Source organism: Sorangium sp. So ce394, assembly GCF_051474665.1.
Lineage (GTDB): Bacteria > Myxococcota_A > Polyangia > Polyangiales > Polyangiaceae > Sorangium > Sorangium cellulosum_D.
In genome coordinates, this window is sequence record NZ_CP150339.1 from 213,892 (window position 1) to 230,052 (window position 16,161).

Annotated in this window: 11 protein-coding genes; 8 read left to right on the forward strand and 3 right to left on the reverse strand. The window is 74.0% G+C overall.

The window, feature by feature from the left end; translation table 11 throughout:
* Window position 1: 1 nt before the first annotated feature.
* The 8 genes from WMF33_RS00790 to WMF33_RS00825 all read left to right on the forward strand — a co-directional run bounded on the left by WMF33_RS00790 (window position 2) and on the right by WMF33_RS00825 (window position 11,879).
* Window positions 2-4,009, forward strand: a complete 4,008-nt coding sequence (locus WMF33_RS00790; RefSeq protein ID WP_437335334.1) for a serine/threonine-protein kinase — start codon at window positions 2-4, stop codon at window positions 4,007-4,009.
* A 345-nt stretch (window positions 4,010-4,354) separates the two neighbouring features.
* Entirely contained in the window at window positions 4,355-5,611 is a 1,257-nt protein-coding gene (locus WMF33_RS00795) for a carotenoid oxygenase family protein (protein WP_437335335.1), read from the forward strand.
* 337 nt (window positions 5,612-5,948) lie between these two features.
* Window positions 5,949-7,136 carry a hypothetical protein gene (locus WMF33_RS00800; RefSeq protein WP_437335336.1) on the forward strand — a complete coding sequence of 396 codons (1,188 nt, stop codon included), beginning with the start codon at window positions 5,949-5,951 and terminating at the stop codon, window positions 7,134-7,136.
* Complete coding sequence (locus WMF33_RS00805) at window positions 7,133-8,236, forward strand: metallophosphoesterase family protein (protein ID WP_437335337.1); 1,104 nt, start codon at window positions 7,133-7,135, stop codon at window positions 8,234-8,236. The genes WMF33_RS00800 and WMF33_RS00805 overlap by 4 nt, the downstream gene beginning before the upstream one ends.
* Window positions 8,237-8,336: 100 nt before the next feature.
* Window positions 8,337-9,473 carry a trans-sulfuration enzyme family protein gene (locus WMF33_RS00810; protein WP_437335338.1) on the forward strand — a complete coding sequence of 379 codons (1,137 nt, stop codon included), beginning with the start codon at window positions 8,337-8,339 and terminating at the stop codon, window positions 9,471-9,473.
* Between the two features lie 206 nt (window positions 9,474-9,679).
* A complete protein-coding gene (locus WMF33_RS00815; protein WP_437335339.1) occupies window positions 9,680-10,696 on the forward strand; it encodes a zinc-binding alcohol dehydrogenase family protein in 1,017 nt (338 codons plus the stop codon).
* Between the two features lie 119 nt (window positions 10,697-10,815).
* Window positions 10,816-11,214 (forward strand): hypothetical protein, encoded by a 399-nt coding sequence (locus WMF33_RS00820; RefSeq protein ID WP_437335340.1) that lies wholly within the window; start codon window positions 10,816-10,818, stop codon window positions 11,212-11,214.
* Window positions 11,215-11,474: 260 nt separating this feature from the next.
* Window positions 11,475-11,879, forward strand: a complete 405-nt coding sequence (locus tag WMF33_RS00825) for a hypothetical protein (protein WP_437335341.1) — start codon at window positions 11,475-11,477, stop codon at window positions 11,877-11,879.
* Window positions 11,880-11,924: 45 nt separating this feature from the next.
* On the opposite strand, the gene WMF33_RS00830 is transcribed toward WMF33_RS00825, so the two are convergent.
* From WMF33_RS00830 to WMF33_RS00840, 3 genes are all read right to left on the reverse strand, one after another.
* Window positions 11,925-13,838 carry a hypothetical protein gene (locus WMF33_RS00830; RefSeq protein ID WP_437335342.1) on the reverse strand — a complete coding sequence of 638 codons (1,914 nt, stop codon included), beginning with the start codon at window positions 13,836-13,838 and terminating at the stop codon, window positions 11,925-11,927.
* A gap of 81 nt (window positions 13,839-13,919) precedes the next feature.
* Window positions 13,920-15,008, reverse strand: coding sequence for a hypothetical protein (locus WMF33_RS00835; protein WP_437335343.1), 1,089 nt, complete (start codon window positions 15,006-15,008; stop codon window positions 13,920-13,922).
* Between the two features lie 147 nt (window positions 15,009-15,155).
* Window positions 15,156-16,109, reverse strand: coding sequence for an STAS domain-containing protein (locus tag WMF33_RS00840; protein ID WP_437335344.1), 954 nt, complete (start codon window positions 16,107-16,109; stop codon window positions 15,156-15,158).
* Between the last annotated feature and the right edge of the window lie 52 nt (window positions 16,110-16,161).

The following is a 16,161-nucleotide window of genomic DNA, read 5'->3' on the forward strand; positions in this document are numbered from 1 at the left end:
AATGCGCTCGGAAGCCCTGCGAGGCCAGGAGCCGGAACGCCCGCCCCACGAAGCGCGGCGCTGTCCGGCTTGCGGGCACCGGAACCAGGGCGCGTGCCCCGAGTGCGCGCCGTCCGAGCGGCCGCCGTCCGGCCAGTCGAGCATCCCTCCGGACATCACGGAGGTCGTCCCCGTCTCCTTGCCTCGCTTCCCCGGCTACTGGACCCGGAGGACGCTGGGGCAGGGCGGCTTCGGCCTCGTCGTCGAGGCCGAGCCCGAGGGGGGCGGTCCGCGCGTGGCCATCAAGCTGGCGCGCGCGGACCGGCGCGACGCGGCCCAGCGCCTCCGGGCTGAAATCGAGGCGCTCTCGTCCGTCGGTGCCCCCCACGTGCCGGCCGTGCACGCGTGGGGGGCGCTGGACGACGGCTCGCCCTACGCGGTGATCGAGCACATCGCCGCGCCCACGCTCGCCGTCCGGCTCGCGGCGCGCCCCGCGCCGCAGCTCGAGGAGGCCGCCCGGCTCGGGCTCGCGACCCTCGCGACCCTCGAGGCCGTGCACGCGCGCGGCTACGTGCACTGCGACCTCAAGCCCGAGAACATCCTCGTCGATCAGCACAAGGCGACCCTCATCGACTTCGGCATCGCCCGCGTCGTGGGGCGGCGCTACGACGGGCAGGGCGAGGACCTGGCCGTCGGCACGGCCGAGTACATGGCGCCGGAGCAGTCCGCCGGGTGGGCCGACCTCGACGCGCGCGCCGACATCTACGCGATGGGCGTCATCCTCTACGAGCTCTTCGCGGGCCGGCCCCCGTTCTGGGGGCCGCGCGCGGCGGTGCTGGAGGACCACCGGAGCCGCAGGCCGCCGCGCCTGTCGGCCAGCGCGGCCGTGCCGCGGGCGGTCGAGGAGGTGGTGCACCGCTGCCTGGCGAAGGAACGGAGCGAGCGGTTCGCGAGCGCGACCGAGCTCCGCGTGGCGCTGGAGCGCGCGCTCCGGGACGAGCGCACGGCGGGCGAGCGCGAGGCGCCGCGCTCCGTGGCCGGCATCGAGCGCCGCGTGATGGGGCTCCTGTTCTTCGAGAGCGCGTCCGATCGCGTCGCCGTGCAGCGCCGGCTCCGGGCGCTCGGCGGCGAGCTCGCGCACGCCTCGGGCGCGCGTTACGTGGGCGTCTTCGCCCAGGAGGGCGCGGCCAGCCCTGCCCGCCGCGCGCGGCGCGCGGCCGACGAGCTGCTGCGGCGCGGGGTGTGCGCGCGGGTGCTCATCGATCTCGCGCCGGTGTCGATCCAGGGGCGCGCGGACGGGACGCGGCGTCTCCTGAGCCCGCTCTTCTCGCGCGCCGAGCGGTGGCCCTCCGCCTCCGCGCCGACCGGGCCGTTCCTCACGCCCGAGGCGTCGGCCACGCTCCCGGAGGCGCCTCACGCCCCGGCGGCCGACGAGCTGCCGCCGGGCATCGAGGACCAGTCGCGGGAGGCGACGCGGCCCGACGCGTTCGTCGGCCGCCGCGACATCCTCGATCAGCTGCTGCTGAGCGCCGAGGAGGCGCTCCGCCTGCGGCAGCCCACGGTCGTCTCCCTGACGGGCGGGCCCGGCCACGGCAAGAGCAGCCTCTTCGCCGAGCTCGTCAGGCGGCTCCGGGAGCGCCTGCCGCACGCCCACATCATCGATCTCCGGGGGCACGAGCCGACGAGCGCCGCCTCGGACGCGACGCTCCACGAGCTCGTGCGCGAGGCGCTCGGCGTGCCCGAGGAGCCCCCGGAGAGCGGCGTCCGCGCGGCGCTCGCCGAGCGGCTCGGCCCCGCGGTCGGCGAGGAGCTCTGCTCGGGGCTCGCGATGGCGCTCGGGTGGGTGGACGAGCAGACGGGCGTCGAGATCTTCCCGGAGCTCGAGGCGCTCCGGGCCGCGCCGGGCGCGCTGCACTCGGCGCGCGTGCGGGCCGCGGGCGAGTGCCTGCGCCGGAGCGCGGCCGCGGCGCCCGTGCTCGTCGTCCTCGACGACGCGCACTACGCCCGCGACGCGACGCTCGCGGCGCTCGAGTACGCGGCGCTCGCGGACGAGGCTACGCCGCTGTGGATCTGCGCGATGGGGCGCCCGGCGTTCGCCGAGGCGAACCCTTCCTGGGGCGAGCGCGCCGCCCGGCGCGAGGCGCTGCGGCTCGAGCCGCTGGACGACGAGAGCGCGCGGGCGCTGTGCCGGCGGCTGCTCCTGCCCGCGCGGGACGTGCCGGAGCCGGCGATCGATCGCCTGCTCGAGCGCTCGCAGCGGGTGCCGCTGATCCTCGTGGAGCTCGTGCACGGGCTCAAGCGCGAGGGGATCCTGCGCCGGCACCGGCGGGGCGACGCGTGGTACCTGGCGACGGACGAACTCGACAGCCTGCCTGCCTTGCCGGAGCTCGATCCGCTGGCGCAGGCGGAGATCGAGGCGCTCGGGCCGGCGCTCGGGTCGCACGCGCGGCTCGTCTCGCTGCTGGGCGCCGACGTGTCGATCGACGAGATCGCGGGCGTGCTGCGCCAGCTGGATCTCCGCGGCGACGGCGCGGCGTTCCCGCTCGACGCGCGCGTCGGGACCGAGCGGCTGCTCAGGGCGGGCGTGCTGGTCGACGAGCGGAAGGGCCGGCTGCGCTTCCGGCACGCGATGGTGCGGGAGGCCGTCGCGCAGGACGTCGCCGAGGCCGAGCGGCGGCGGATCCACCTGGCCGCGTACGAGCACCACCGCGAGGCGGCGCACGAGGGCCGGGACCAGCGGCGGCACAAGATCGCGCACCACGCGGCCGAGGCGGGGCTCGCCACGGTCGCGGAGGAGGTCTACCTGGAGCTCGCCGAGCGGGCGCGGGCGCGCCACGCCTACGTGGAGGCGGAGCTCTACTACAGCCGGGCGCTCGCGCAGCCGGCCCCGGAGCGCGGGGCGCGGCGGAGGGCGGCGTACCGGGGCCGCGGGCTCATGCGCTACCGGCTGGGCCGCTACCACGACGCGCTCGGGGATCTCGATCGCGCGCGCGCGATGGCGGTCGAGGAGGGCGACGTGACCGAGCAGGTCGAGATCCTGCTCGACGAGGCCACGGCGCTCGACTGGATGGATGACTACGGGCGGTCGAAGCAGCGGGTGGAGGAGGCGGGGGCGCTCGCTCCGGGCGATTTGCCGCCGGCGCTCGCGGCGCGCCTGTCGATGGCGGTGGCGCGCTCGCTCCACCGCGATAGCCGGGAGGAGGAGTCGGCGCAGCAGTTCGAGCGCGCGGCGGCGCAGGCCGAAGGGCTGGGCGACGAGGGATACGAGACGCTGGTGGTGTCCTTGCTCCTCCTCGGCTTCATCTATCCGGGGCTGGGGAAGCTGGACGAGGCGGGCGCGGCGCTGGAGCGGGCGATCCGCATGTGCGAGGAGCGCGGCGATCTGCTGCACCTCGGGCCGGCGATCAACGGCCGGGCGCTGCTCAGGGCCTGCCAGGGGGACAGCGCGGCGATGATCGCGGACCTGTGCCGCCTGCTCACCATCGCGCGCCAGCTGGGCCTCGGGATGCTGGAGCTCGTGAGCGAGTTCAACCTGGGCGAGTACCTTTACCTGATGGGCGATCTGGACGCGGCTACGCCCCACGTGGAGCGGACCGTGGCGCTGGAGCGCCAGCAGCGCGGGGACGAGGCGCGGGCGGTGGTGCACCTCCTCCAGGCGAGGCTGCTCCTCCATCGCGGCGAGGAGAGCAGGGCGCGCGAGATCATCGAGGCGATCCGGGCGCAGCAGGCGAAGGCCGCGGCGGCGGGGCGCGAGGACGCGGCGATGGCGCCCGCGGAAGAGGTGCTCTGGTCGATGATCGACCTGGCGACGCGGGACGCGAGCGACGAGGCGTGGGACGAGCTCGAGGAGCGGTCGGCCCGCCACTCGGTGGGGCAGGAGCAGATCGAGGTCATCGAGGCGCGCGCGCGGGCGCGCTCGCGGCGCGGCCTCCACGAGCAGGCGAAGGCGGCGCTCGAGCGGGCGATCGAGGCGGCGGGGAGGATCCCGAACGTGATGCGGGAGCGGCTCGAGCGGCAGCGAGGGGCCTAGTTCCGCGCGCCAGCCATCCCGCCAGGGATCGGCCTCCCGAGCGCGAGCGAATAGAGAGTTCAACGCCAAGACGCCAAGAGCGCAAAGAGGCGAAAAGGCATAATGTGTCCTTTGCGCCTTTGCGTTGAGCTCTCTTTCCGGATCCCGCCGCGGGCTCCTGGTGCGTGGGACTCGTCGAGCGCCGGTTGCGCCCCGCCTCGTGGCTGCTACCGTGGTCCGCGGGTGCGCAGGGGCGCCCATCCCGCCGAGAAGAAGCCTTCACCCTGCACGCGCGACGAACGCGGGTGTCCCATTGCGATGTCCTCCGGCCGAGGGGAGCGGGTACGGCCACGACGAGGAGAGCGCATGACTGGACCCAGTTCGCCCGAGACCCTGCCCTTTCACCTGACCGGCAACTTCGCCCCGGTGCCCGACGAGATCGCCGTTCACGACCTCGACGTGACGGGGACGCTGCCGCCGGAGCTGGCGGGCACCTACGTCCGCAATGGGCCCAACCCGAGGAACGGCCCCTCGCCCACCTGGTTTCTCGGCCAGGGCATGTTGCACGGGGTTCGCATCGAGGACGGTCGGGCCCGCTGGTACCGGAACCGCTGGATCGACGCGCCCACGACGTCGAACACGAACATCGTCCGTCACGCGGGAAGGCTGCTGGCCCTGGTCGAGACGGCGCCTCCGGTCGTCGTCACCCGCGAGCTCGCGACCGTCGGCGCGCTCGACTTCGCGGGCGGCCTGACCCGCGGCATGACCGCGCATCCGAAGATCTGCCCCTCGACCGGAGAGCTGCTGTTCTTCGCCTACGGCCTGCAGGCGCCGTTCGTCACGTACTACCGCGCGAATGCGTCCGGTGAGCTGGTGCAATCGGAGCCGATCGAGGTCGGGAGCCCCACCTACATGCACGACTTCGCGATCACGCGACGTTACGCGGTCTTCCTCGATCTCCCCGTGCTGTTCCATGGCTGGCGTACTCCCGTGCCGATCCAGTGGAGCGACGACTACGGCGCGCGCATCGGCGTGCTGCCGCGCGACGGCCGGGGCGACCAGGTGCGCTGGTTCCCGATCGCGCCTTGCAGCGTCGTTCACACCGCCAACGCCTACGAGGAAGGCGGGACGATCGTGCTCGACGTCATGCGCGCCTCGACGCTGGACGCGCCCTCACGGCTCCATCGCTACACCGTGGACCTCGAGGAGGGCGTCGTCCATGAGGCCGCGCTCGACGCGCTGCACGCCGAGTTCCCGCGCATCGACGAGCGCCGCACGGGGTCGGCGCACCGGTACGTGTACGCCCTCGAGCTCCGCAACCTGGTGAACGGCATCCCGACCCATACTGCGCTCCGCAAGTACGATGTCGCCACCGGCCGCTCCACGGTCCATGACTTCGGGCCCGATCGCTTCCCCGGCGAGTGCGTCTTCGTCCCCAGGACGACGGGCTCCGACGAGGACGACGGCTATGCCATCGGCTATGTCTACGATCGCAGACGGAACGCGAGCGACCTCGTCGTGCTCGATGCGGCCGACTTCGCGGCGCCCGCGCTCGCCACCGTCGCGCTGCCCAGGCGCGTTCCCTTCGGGATCCACGGGAGCTGGTTCCCGGATCTCGGCTGAACCGGTCCCGATTTCGGTCGCGCGCCTCGCCACGGCGCCGCCGGTCTCACCGGCGCTGTGAGCGGTCCGCCGGAGGCGCGGACGACGTGGTTGTCAACTTGAATCTATAACCGCGCACGCAGGGCTCGTATGCGATACGGGCGCTGCGCGTCGTGCTCGGCGAAGAGTCGGTGATGCCCCGCCGTCCGCTCCGCGGGCGCGAGCAGCCCGATGTGCTCGTGGTCCTGAGGACGCGCGGCCGACCCTGGCCGAGGAGCGACGTCGTGGCCGGGGTGCTGTCGACGCGTGCAAAGTCCGAGCGACCGTGCCACGGTAGGCCTCCGCCGCGCAGAGCTCGATGCTGAGGACCCCGCGTACGACAGGCCACCTCCTCGCCCTGTTGCTCCTCCTCGTCGCCGCGCCGGCCCAGGCCGGGGAGGGCAAGGGCGCGCCGGGCTCCCCAGCCACGCCAGCGCCGAGCGGAGCGCCTGCGGCCGCCGCGCCGAGCGGAGCGCCTGCGGCCGCCGCGCCGGCGAGGGAACACGTCTCCACCGGGCGGCGCGCCCTCGCCGCGGCCGGCGCGGTGGTCCCCGGGGTCGTCGCGCACGGCACCGGGCACTTCCTCCTGGGCGAGGCGCGCACGGGCTGGATCCTCCTGGGGCTCGAGGGCGCAGGGGCCGGGCTCGCCGTGGGCGGCCTCGCGGGCGCGGCGGTCTCCGGGGCCTCACGGCGCGTCATCGCCCCCATCGTGCTCACCACCGTGACGGGCGCAGGCCTGTTCGGGATCTCCCTCCTCGCGGACCTCTATGGCGTGCTCGCCCCGGAGGGCGGCACCGGCAGCCCTCCTCGGTCGCTGCCCTGGGTCGAGACGCAGCTCGGCGTGGCCTACGTGTACGACCCCACGTTCGCCTACCGCACGTTCCTCGTGCCGGGCATGGATCTGCGCCTGAGCTCGCTCCGCCTCTCGGGCTCAGGCTGGTTTTCCCTGAACGACGACAATGCGCGCCTGCGCGCCGAGGCCGCGTACCGCTTCCTCGGCCCCCGCACGCCGGAAAGCCCGCGCGCGGCCGACGGCTCGTTCCTCGAGCTCGAGGGCGCGATCACCCATCATCGCTACACCTCCGACGACTTCTCGATCACCACCGGCGAGGTTACCCTCCAGGGCCGGCTCGACCTCGCCCACATCGGGCGCACGCTCCGGGGCTCGTTCGCGGAGATGGGGTGGGGGATCGCGGTCGAGGGCTACCGCTACGGCCGCCGCCCGCTCGAGGGGAACGAACTCTTGATTCCCCATTTCGCCTTCGGCATGTACCTCGGGCACGCCGGATATCCGCGCGGCGAGGCCAAGGTGGTTTACGACCACCGGCACGACGGGTATGCCGGCGGCGCGAAGATCCCCGGCCTCGGCAGCGGCGTCCCGGGCCACCTCGGCCTCGAGGGCCGGCTCTACGCCTCGCCGCGCTGGGGCCTGCTCGCCGACGTGGAGGCCGGGTCCGCGTACGTCGGGCGCCTGTCGCTGCTCTTCCGCCCTGGAGACTCGCCATGATCCCGAGACACGCTCTCCTCGCGCTGCTCGCCCTCACCGCGCCGCTCACCCTCTCTTGCCTCGACGTCGCCGAGGGCCGCGCGCGCCGCGACCAGGAGGTGGGGAAGGCCTCGCGGGGCCAGGCGCGCGTCGCCGTGGACGAGGGGCTCGCGGCGATCCGCCGCCTCGAGCCGGGCGCGCTCTCGCTCTGGGCCAGCGCGCCCGCGCTCTCGGTGCGGCTCACCGACGAGGCGGGCGGGCCGTGGACGATCACGATCGAGAACATGCTCGCCGACGCCGAGCTCTCGGCCCGCGTCGGCGACGAGCGCGTGCCCGTGGAGCTCGTCGAGGCGCCGCATCCGACCCAGCGCACCTTCCGCCTCTCCCTGCCGCCCGGCGCCGAGGCGGCGCTCTCGCTGCGCCCGCCGGACGAGGCGCGGCTCGAGCCGTGGCGGTTCGCGGTGTTCGCCGACGTCCAGGAGAAGATCGACAGCGTTCAGGACATCTACGCGAAGATGAACGAGGCGGAGGGGGTCCGCTTCGCGCTCATCAGCGGCGATCTCACCTCGCGCGGCTCGCCCGAGCAGCTCGAGCGGTTCCAGCGCGAGATGAAGACGCTGCGTTTCCCGTGCTACGCGACGCTCGGCAATCACGAGCTCGGCACGCGGGACGACCTGTATCACGAGTGGTTCGGCCGGGGGAACTTCAGCTTCGCGTTCCGGGGCGTGCAGTTCACGATGCTCGACTCGGCGAGCGCGACGATCGATCCGCTCGCGTACGGGTGGCTCGACGGCTGGCTCGCCGAGGGGCGGGAGCGCTTGCACGTGGTCACGATGCACCTCGCGCCCCTCGACCCGGTGGGCTCGCGCAACGGCGCGTTCGCGAGCCGCGCCGAGGCGAACAAGCTGCTCACGATGCTCGCGGACGGGCGCGTCGATCTCACGTTCTACGGCCACATCCATTCGTTCTATGCGTTCGAGAACGCGGGGATCCCGGCGTACATCTCGGGCGGCGGCGGCGCGATCCCCGAGCGGCTCGACGGCATCGGGCGACACTTCGTCACGGTGGACGTCGAGCCTCCCGGGAAGATCGCGCAGGTCGCGGTCGTGCGCGTGGACTGAGTCGGAGCGCCTCGCAGTCCATGGCCCGCCGCGGCGATGCGCCGCGAGGCCATCGACCGGCGCGGGCGCGAGCGCCGGCGCCCGCGCTATCCTCGGCCCCATGACCTCTCCCGAGACGCTCGCCGCGCAGGCGCGCCACTTCATCGACGACGCGACCGGCGCGGTCGTGCCGCCGCTCCACGCGAGCACGACGTACGCGCGCGACGAGGGCTATCGCCTGCCCGCCGCCCACGAGTACACGCGCGACGACAACCCGACGTACCGCGCGCCCGAGGCGCTGCTCGCCGCCCTCGAGCGCGGCGCCGACGCGCGCCTGTTCGCGTCGGGCATGGCCGCCGCGACCACGGCCGTGCAGGCGCTCGTGCGGCCCGGCGCGCGCCTCGTCGCCTCGCGCGCGATGTACCACGGCCTCCGCCTCTGGATGACCGAGTGGTGCGCGACGTGGAACGTCGATCTCGAGCTCGTCGACGCGACCGACCTCGACGCCCTCCGCGCCGCCGTGCACCGCGGCCCGACCTCCCTCGTCTGGATCGAGACGCCCGCGAACCCCACCTGGGACGTCGTCGACATCGCGGCCGCGGCCGAGATCGCCCGCGCGCGCGGCGCGCGGCTCGCCGTCGACTCGACCGTCGCCACGCCCGTCCACACGCAGCCGCTCGCCCTCGGCGCCGACCTCGTGATGCACGCCGCCACCAAGGCGCTCAACGGCCACAGCGACGTCCTCGCGGGCGCGCTCGTGGCCGCGCGCGACGACGAGGCGTGGCAGCGCGTCCGCCACCTCCGCCACGTGCAGGGCGCGGTCCCCGGCCCGTTCGAGGCGTGGCTCCTCCTGCGGGGCATGCGGACGCTCTTCGTGCGCGTCGGCCGGGCGAGCGCCACCGCCTTGGAGCTCGCCCGCCGTCTCGCGGCCCACGCCGGCGTCGAGCGGGTGCTGTACCCGGGGCTCGAGTCCCACCCCGGTCACGCGGCGGCAGCGCGGCAGATGCAGGGCGGGTTCGGGTCGATGCTCTCCATCCTCGTGCGCGGCGGCGCCGAGGACGCGCTCCGCGTCGCCGGCCGCGTGAAGGTCTTTCTCCGCGCGACCTCCCTCGGCGGCGTCGAGAGCCTGATCGAGCACCGGGCGACCGTGGAGGGCCCGCGGACGCTGGCGCCCCCGAACCTGCTCCGGCTCTCGATCGGCCTCGAGTCGCTCGACGACCTCTGGACCGATCTCGACGAGGCGCTCCGGGCGCGCTGACGGCCGCCGACGGCGCGGCGACGGCGCGGCGACGGCGCGGCGACGGCGCGGCGACGGCCGCGGGGTGAGCTCGGCCGTCGCGTCGGCGTCATTGATGAACTGCATTCACAGATCTTCGTCTCCGCGGGCCGATTGTGCGCCGCGGCCGCCGGGTGCACCTTGCGACGCGTGACGGGGACCTCTGCCGGTCCCCGCGAGGAGAAGCCATGCGCGCCGTAGGACTCCACCGTTACCTCCCGATCGATCACCCCGAGAGCCTGCTCGACGTCGAGCTTCCGGAGCCGGAGCCCGGGCCGCGCGACCTGCGCGTGCGGGTGCGCGCGGTCGCCGTGAACCCGGTCGACGTGAAGGTCCGCTCGCCGAAGCCCCGGGTCGAGGACGCGCCGCGCGTGCTCGGCTGGGACGCCGCCGGCGTCGTCGAGGCGGTCGGCGCGGAGGTCACCGCCTTCCACCCCGGGGACCGCGTGTACTACGCGGGGAGCATCGCGCGGCCCGGCAGCAACGCCGAGGTGCACCTCGTCGACGAGCGCATCGCCGGGCCGATGCCGCGGACGCTCGGGTTCGCCGACGCGGCGGCGCTGCCGCTCACCGCGCTGACCGCGTGGGAGGGGCTGTTCGAGCGCCTCGGCGTCGAGCCCGACGGCCGCGACGCCGGGCGCACGGTGCTCGTCATCGGCGGCGCCGGCGGCGTGGGCTCGATGGTGGTGCAGCTCGCGAAGGCCGCCGGGCTGCGCGTGGTCGCCACCGCGTCGCGCGAGGAGAGCCGGGCGTGGGCGGCGCTCCTCGGCGCCGACGTCCTCGTCGACCACCGCGCGCCGCTCCGCCCGCAGCTCGAGGCCGCGGGCATGAAGGGCGTGGAGCTGATCTTCAACACGCAGAGCACCGAGGCGTGGTGGGACACGATGGCGGACGTCGTGGCGCCGCTCGGGCGCATCGTCGGCATCGTCGAGACGTCGGGGCCGGTCGACCTCGGCAAGCTGATGTCGAAGAGCGCGAGCTTCTCGTGGGAGCTGATGTTCACGCGGTCGCTCCACGGCACCCCGGACATGGTCGCGCAGCGGGAGATCCTCACGCGCGTGGCGGCGTGGGTGGACGCGGGGCGCCTCCGCTCGACGCGCCGCGAGCACCTCGGCCGGATCGACGCGGCGAACCTGCGCGCCGCGCACGCGCGCCTGGAGTCGGGGCAGACCGTGGGGAAGGTCGTGCTGGAGGGGTGGGGCTGACCGCGCGGCGCGCCGGGCCGCGCGCGGCCAACGGCGCGGGCGAGCTCGGCCGGCCCCGGCGACGCCGCGCGCCCGCGGCGAGGCGGTGCGATCCCGGGGCGCTGCTACGCTGAAGGGGCATGTCCGAGCCCGCGTGGAAGAAGCTCGTCGATCAGCTCAAGGACCAGGGGCACAAAAGCCCGTACCTCGACCGCCTCCGGCAGCGCCTGCCCGCGGCGGCCCCGTCGGATCTCGCCGGCGAGATCCTCAGGGAGATGGCCTCGGCGCTCGGGAGGTCCGAGGACAAGATCAACGTCGCGCTGCTCGAGCTCGAGCTGCAGGGCAAGGCGCTCGATGAGCTCGCCCGCGGCCAGGGCGCCGACGCGCGGGGGCGGGCGGCGATGATCGCCGCCTACAACCGGCAGCGGGAGGTGGCCGCGCAGGCGCTCTGGGAGCTGCGCGTGCACCGGGAGGCGCTCGGGTTCCGGCGGAACGACGACCTCGCCGCGATGTACCCGATCCCGCCGAAGCGGGCGTAGCGTCTCCTGTCACAGGGTGTCACCGGACACCCCTGTGACAGTGTGTCACCCGCAGAGATCCGCGGAGAGGGCGCATCGGCGAGCCGACCGTGCGGAGCGCGGGCGTCTCGGCGCCTCCGAGGCAGGCGGCGCGCGGCCGCGAGACGGCTCGATCTCCGGGGATCGGCGCGATCCCTCGCCTGGCCTGCCGGTTGCTGAGCCTGCCCCCGCGAGCGCGCCGTCGCGGTGAATCGACGGCCGCAACCAGAGGAGGACTCACCATGAAGCTCGATCGACGTGTGCTCATCCGCCGGACCTTGATCGCCGCCGCCGCCGTGTTGCCCATCGCCGCCGCGGTCGCCGCGAGCGTGCCGAAAGACGCCGTGGCCGGGTGCCAGATCACGGTGCGCGTGCACAACTCCGGCAGCCAGTCGTTCGCGGTCGACTGGGACGAGAGCAAGGTGAAGGCGAGAGGCGGCACGTGGGACAAGCTCGCGAAGAGCTCGTCCGAGCAGGTCGACCCCGGTGAGACGAAATCGATCGTCTATGGGGCGCTCTTCAACTGCGGAACGAATCGCCGGTACCAGATCCACACGACCCGGGGCGGCGACGAGGAGACGACCTACTTCCCAAGCCCCGACGGCTGGACGACCGACCAGACGCCGACGATCAACGTGTCGATGTGAGCCCGCGGCGAGCGCTGCGCGGGCTTCGCCCGAGGCGGCCTGGCGTCAGCGCGAGCCGAGCGCGATCGCGTCCTGGATCGCGGCCATGGGCAGCCGCACGCGGGCGGTGACGCGGGCCGCGCCGGAGCCGAGCACCTCGGAGGTGACCGCGACCGGGATCGCGACCTCGCCGCGCGCCGGCAGCGTCGCGAGCCCGGCGAGCTGCTCGGCGGCTTCATCCAGCGCCTCCTTCGTGTCGCCGGTCGCCCCCAGCAACGTGAGGCCCGCCAGCGAGAAGAGCCCGCCGGCCAGCGCCCCGGGCTGTCGCAGCGCCTCCAGGCCCGGCGCCGCGCCGAGCGTGCGCTCGTCGCGCCCCGGGTCGGTCGCGGCGCGCAGCCGGGCCACCACGGCGGCGTCCTCATCGCCGATCCCGAACCACGTCCGCTGGCCGGCGGGCACGACGTAGAGGTGCGTCGTGCGCGGGGCGTGCGCGGGCGGAGCGCCCTTCGCGAGCGGCGTGGAGCGCAGCTCGACGTGCAGCGTCCCCGCGGGCAGCGTGGCGGGCGCTCGGACGATCACGGACGTGGTGCGCTCCTTGTCCTCGTCCTTGCTCGCGCGGGCCTCCGGCGCGCCCGCGGCGCCCGGCGCGCCTGCGCCCCCCGCTGCCTTCGCGCTCGCCTTGAGCTTGTCCAGCTCCTCGCTGAGCAGCAGCAGCTCTTTCACTCCCGGGATCCAGGTCTGGGCCGGCTCCTCGACCGCGACCAAGATCCACGGCTGCAGCGCGCGGCGCGCGGCCTTCTGCGAGCGCGCCGCGCCCTTGCCGCTCTGGTAAGCCGCGAGCGCCCGCTCCGCCCCCGCGCGATCTCCGCCCGCGCCCATCACCAAGGAGCCTCCCGTGAGCACCATCGTGTCGAAGCGCTGGAGCAACCGATCGAGCACCGCCGCGTCGTAGCCGTCGTCCACCGAGTCGTCGCGCACCGCCCGGAAGAGGGCCTCGCGCAGCGGGGTGAGCTCCGCGCGCGACGCGCCCTGGGTGTAGAACGCGACGGCCGTGTCGCTCGGCAGGCGCAGGAAGGCCGGCGGGGGGGCGGCGTCCGGCGCCACGGCCGGCGCGAGGGCCAGCGTGAGCGGCGAGCGCCGGCTCGCGAAGCGCAGGCTGACGCCGACGTCGACCTCCGCGTGGCCCCACCGGAGGTCGATGCTCATGCTCTCGAGGTCGCGCATGAGCGCGTCGCCGAGCTCCCGGCCCAGCGCCCCCGTGTGGCCGTCGTCATCGGCGCCGTCCTCGCTCTTCATCACCTCGCGGATCGCCCACTCCAGCACCTCGATCCGCGCGTCGGCGTCGACCGGCTGCGGGCCGACGACCTCCACGAGGTAACGCGCGGCCGCGTCGATGTCCTTCGCGTCCTGGGCGCAGAGCAGGCGCGCGCTGCCCCTGCGCGCGCCGGGCTCGAAGGCGCAGGTGTGGGGCGGCGTCTCCTCGTCGGGGTCGGCGTCGCGCGCGCGCTCGACGCGCAGGATGCCCCGGTGCTCCTTGAGCACGAAGCGCTCGTGCAGCCGCAGCACCTCCTGCTCCGCGACCGGCAGGGAGACCACGACGCGCGACTCCGTCTCCGTGATGCCGAACCAGGCGACGTCGATCGGCCTGTCCAGATCGACCACCTCGGCGAGCGCGGGACCCAGCGCGTACTCGAGCAGCATCTCGGGCCTCATCGTGCCCGCGCTCCACAGGAGCGGGCCGAGCGGCGTGCTCGCCAGAAACCGCGTGAGGTGGCTCCAGGTCCGCTGCGGGTCGGCGATCCGCAGCACGGAGGAGAGCCCCTCCGGCGCGGTCGCGGGCTGCGCCGCCGCGAGGGCGGGCGCGGCGCGCGCCGGGGGCGGCGCCGGAGGCAGCGGCGCGACGGGGCCGTGCTGGGGAGCCGGAGCGCCGGCGCACGCGGCGACGAGGGCGATCGGCAGCAGGAGGGCGGCTCGCTTCATGGAGACCCGGATCGTCGCGCCCGAACGGCCCGCATGGCAAGCGGGCTCGGCAAGAGCACGCTCCTGACGGCCCGCGAGGGCTCATTTCGGGAGCTTCATCACCGTGCCGGCGGCGCTGTTCGTCCAGTAGACGCTCGTGGCGTCCACCGCGATGCCGAGCGGATGATCTTGCCCTGTCGCGAGCGTCGTGATGTCGCCGCCTCCGACAGGCACCTTCTTCACGGTCCCGTCATCGTTCGTCCAGTAGACGCTCTCGGCGTCGATCGCGAGCTTCCGCGGGTTGCGCTGCCCCTCCGCGAGCGCGAAGGGGCCGCCACCATCGAGCGTGGCCTTCATGACGGTGCCTCCGTCGTTGGTCCAGTAGACGAAGGCGGCGTCCACGGCGATGTCCTTGGGCTTCGCCTGCCCTTCTGCCAGCGTGACGACGTCGCCGCCCTCGATCGGCACCTTCATCACGGTGCCCCCTTCGTTCACCCAGTAGACGTGGGTCGCGTCCACCGCGACGCCGAGGGGCGACTCCTGCGCTGTCGCGAGCGCGACGGCGTCGCCGCCCTGGACCGACACCTTCATGACGGTGCCCTGGTCGGCGCTCGTCCAGTAGACGTTCGCGGCGTCGGCCGCGATGCCCATGGGGTACGTCTGCCCATCGGCGAGGATCTCGAGATCGCCCTCGAGCGACGACTTCATGATGATCTCTGTGCCGGAGTCCGAGAAGTAGACCGTGCCGCCGTGGACCGCGACGCTCCGGGGAGAGAAGGGGGGATCCCCCGAGACGAAGACGGAGGCATTGCCGCCGCCGGCCGGCACCATCATCACCGTGCGAGCGACGGCATCGGCCCAGTAAGCGTTGGTGTCGTCGACCGCGATGTCCACCGGCTCGGTTCCGCCCGACGCCAGGAGGAGCGGCTCGCAGCGCCCCTGCGCGCACGCCTCTCCGAGGCAGTAGTGGTCGCAAGCGCCGCAGTGCTCCGGATCGGAGCGCAAATCCACGCAGAGACCGGAGCAGGAGACCTCACCCTCGTCGCAGCCGGGCAGGTCGACCCCGCCGCTCCCACCCCCGCCGGAGGTCCCCGCGCTCGTGGCAGAGGAGCCATCCGGCGTGAATTCTCGAGGCTCGGGGGCACACGCGACGGCCAGAGTCAGCAGGCTGATCATGAGGAAGCGGTTCATGGCGCGCATTGTACACGGAACGCGGACGCCGTCCGGCCCGCCCGCCGGCGGGCGCGGCGCCGCGACGACTCCACGGTTGCCGGAGCGCGGGCGGCGCGGGATGAACGCAGAATAACCAACGAGATCGAACGGTTGTGCGTCGCGATGCTACCTCGCGCCCAGGGCCGCCGCGATGCCGGAGCGCAGGGTGCTGAAGGTGGCGATGCCGCGCAGATCGATGCCGAGCTGCACGAGGACTTGGGCCATGGCCGGCTGAATCCCGGTGATCAGCACGCGGGCCCCGAGCAGTCGCACGGACTGCGCGGCGCGGATCATCGCGTTCGCCGCCTGCGTGTCGATCGTCTCCACGCCGGTGACGTCCAGGATCACCGTGGAGGCGCCTTCCTTCGCGACCCCGTGGAGTAGCCCTTCCATGATCTGCTCGGAGCGCCGGGTGTCGATGGGCCCGACGAGGGGCATGGCGAGCACGCCGGGCGCGAGGGGCAGGAGCGGCGTGCCGAGGGCGCGGATCGTCTCCTGCTGCGCCGCGATGAGCTCGGCGCTCCGCCGCAGCTCTGCGGCCCTGGCCTCGGCGGCCTGACGCGCCCGCACCTGCTCGGTCAGCTCGACGCTGAAATGGCACACCCCGACGATCGCGCCCGCCCCGTCGCGAACAGGCGCGTACACGACGTTGAACCAACGTTGCTCGTCGCGGCCGGTCGTTGGGTCGCGGACCGCCACCGGGAGCTCGCTGGCGATGAAGGGATTGCCCGTGCGATAGACATGGTTGAAGAGGTCGAGGAGCCCCTGCTCCTTGGCCTCCGGCGCGACCTCGACGAGCGGCCTGCCCAGGAACTCGCGGCCCGGCAGGGCGGCGCAGTAGGCCGGGTTCACGAAGGTATACGTGAAGTCGTCGCCCTGCCACATGGCGGTGGGCGCCGGCGACTGGTTCAGCACCTCGACCAGGCCCTGGTACCCCGCCCGCGCCTCGTCCAGCGCCGCCCGCGCCGCTGCCAGCGCGGCCTGCGCCTCGGCCAGCGCGCTCTCCAGCGCGCCTATCTGCTGGCGCGCCGCGGCGAGGTCGGAGGTGGACGCGTCACCATGAACCACCTCTCCGTTCATTCGTTCTCCCTCAGCGGACCGATGTCAGGTCCTCGTTCCACGATTCACCAGC

Bases quoted from the DNA above. Each gene is read 5' to 3' on its own strand.
- WMF33_RS00790 (WP_437335334.1), top strand. From the start codon at position 2: ATGCGCTCGGAAGCCCTGCGAGGCCAGGAGCCGGAACGCCCGCCCCAC.
- WMF33_RS00795 (WP_437335335.1), top strand. From the start codon at position 4,355: ATGACTGGACCCAGTTCGCCCGAGACCCTGCCCTTTCACCTGACCGGC.
- WMF33_RS00800 (WP_437335336.1), top strand. From the start codon at position 5,949: ATGCTGAGGACCCCGCGTACGACAGGCCACCTCCTCGCCCTGTTGCTC.
- WMF33_RS00805 (WP_437335337.1), top strand. From the start codon at position 7,133: ATGATCCCGAGACACGCTCTCCTCGCGCTGCTCGCCCTCACCGCGCCG.
- WMF33_RS00810 (WP_437335338.1), top strand. From the start codon at position 8,337: ATGACCTCTCCCGAGACGCTCGCCGCGCAGGCGCGCCACTTCATCGAC.
- WMF33_RS00815 (WP_437335339.1), top strand. From the start codon at position 9,680: ATGCGCGCCGTAGGACTCCACCGTTACCTCCCGATCGATCACCCCGAG.
- WMF33_RS00820 (WP_437335340.1), top strand. From the start codon at position 10,816: ATGTCCGAGCCCGCGTGGAAGAAGCTCGTCGATCAGCTCAAGGACCAG.
- WMF33_RS00825 (WP_437335341.1), top strand. From the start codon at position 11,475: ATGAAGCTCGATCGACGTGTGCTCATCCGCCGGACCTTGATCGCCGCC.
- WMF33_RS00830 (WP_437335342.1), bottom strand. From the start codon at position 13,838: ATGAAGCGAGCCGCCCTCCTGCTGCCGATCGCCCTCGTCGCCGCGTGC.
- WMF33_RS00835 (WP_437335343.1), bottom strand. From the start codon at position 15,008: ATGAACCGCTTCCTCATGATCAGCCTGCTGACTCTGGCCGTCGCGTGT.
- WMF33_RS00840 (WP_437335344.1), bottom strand. From the start codon at position 16,109: ATGAACGGAGAGGTGGTTCATGGTGACGCGTCCACCTCCGACCTCGCC.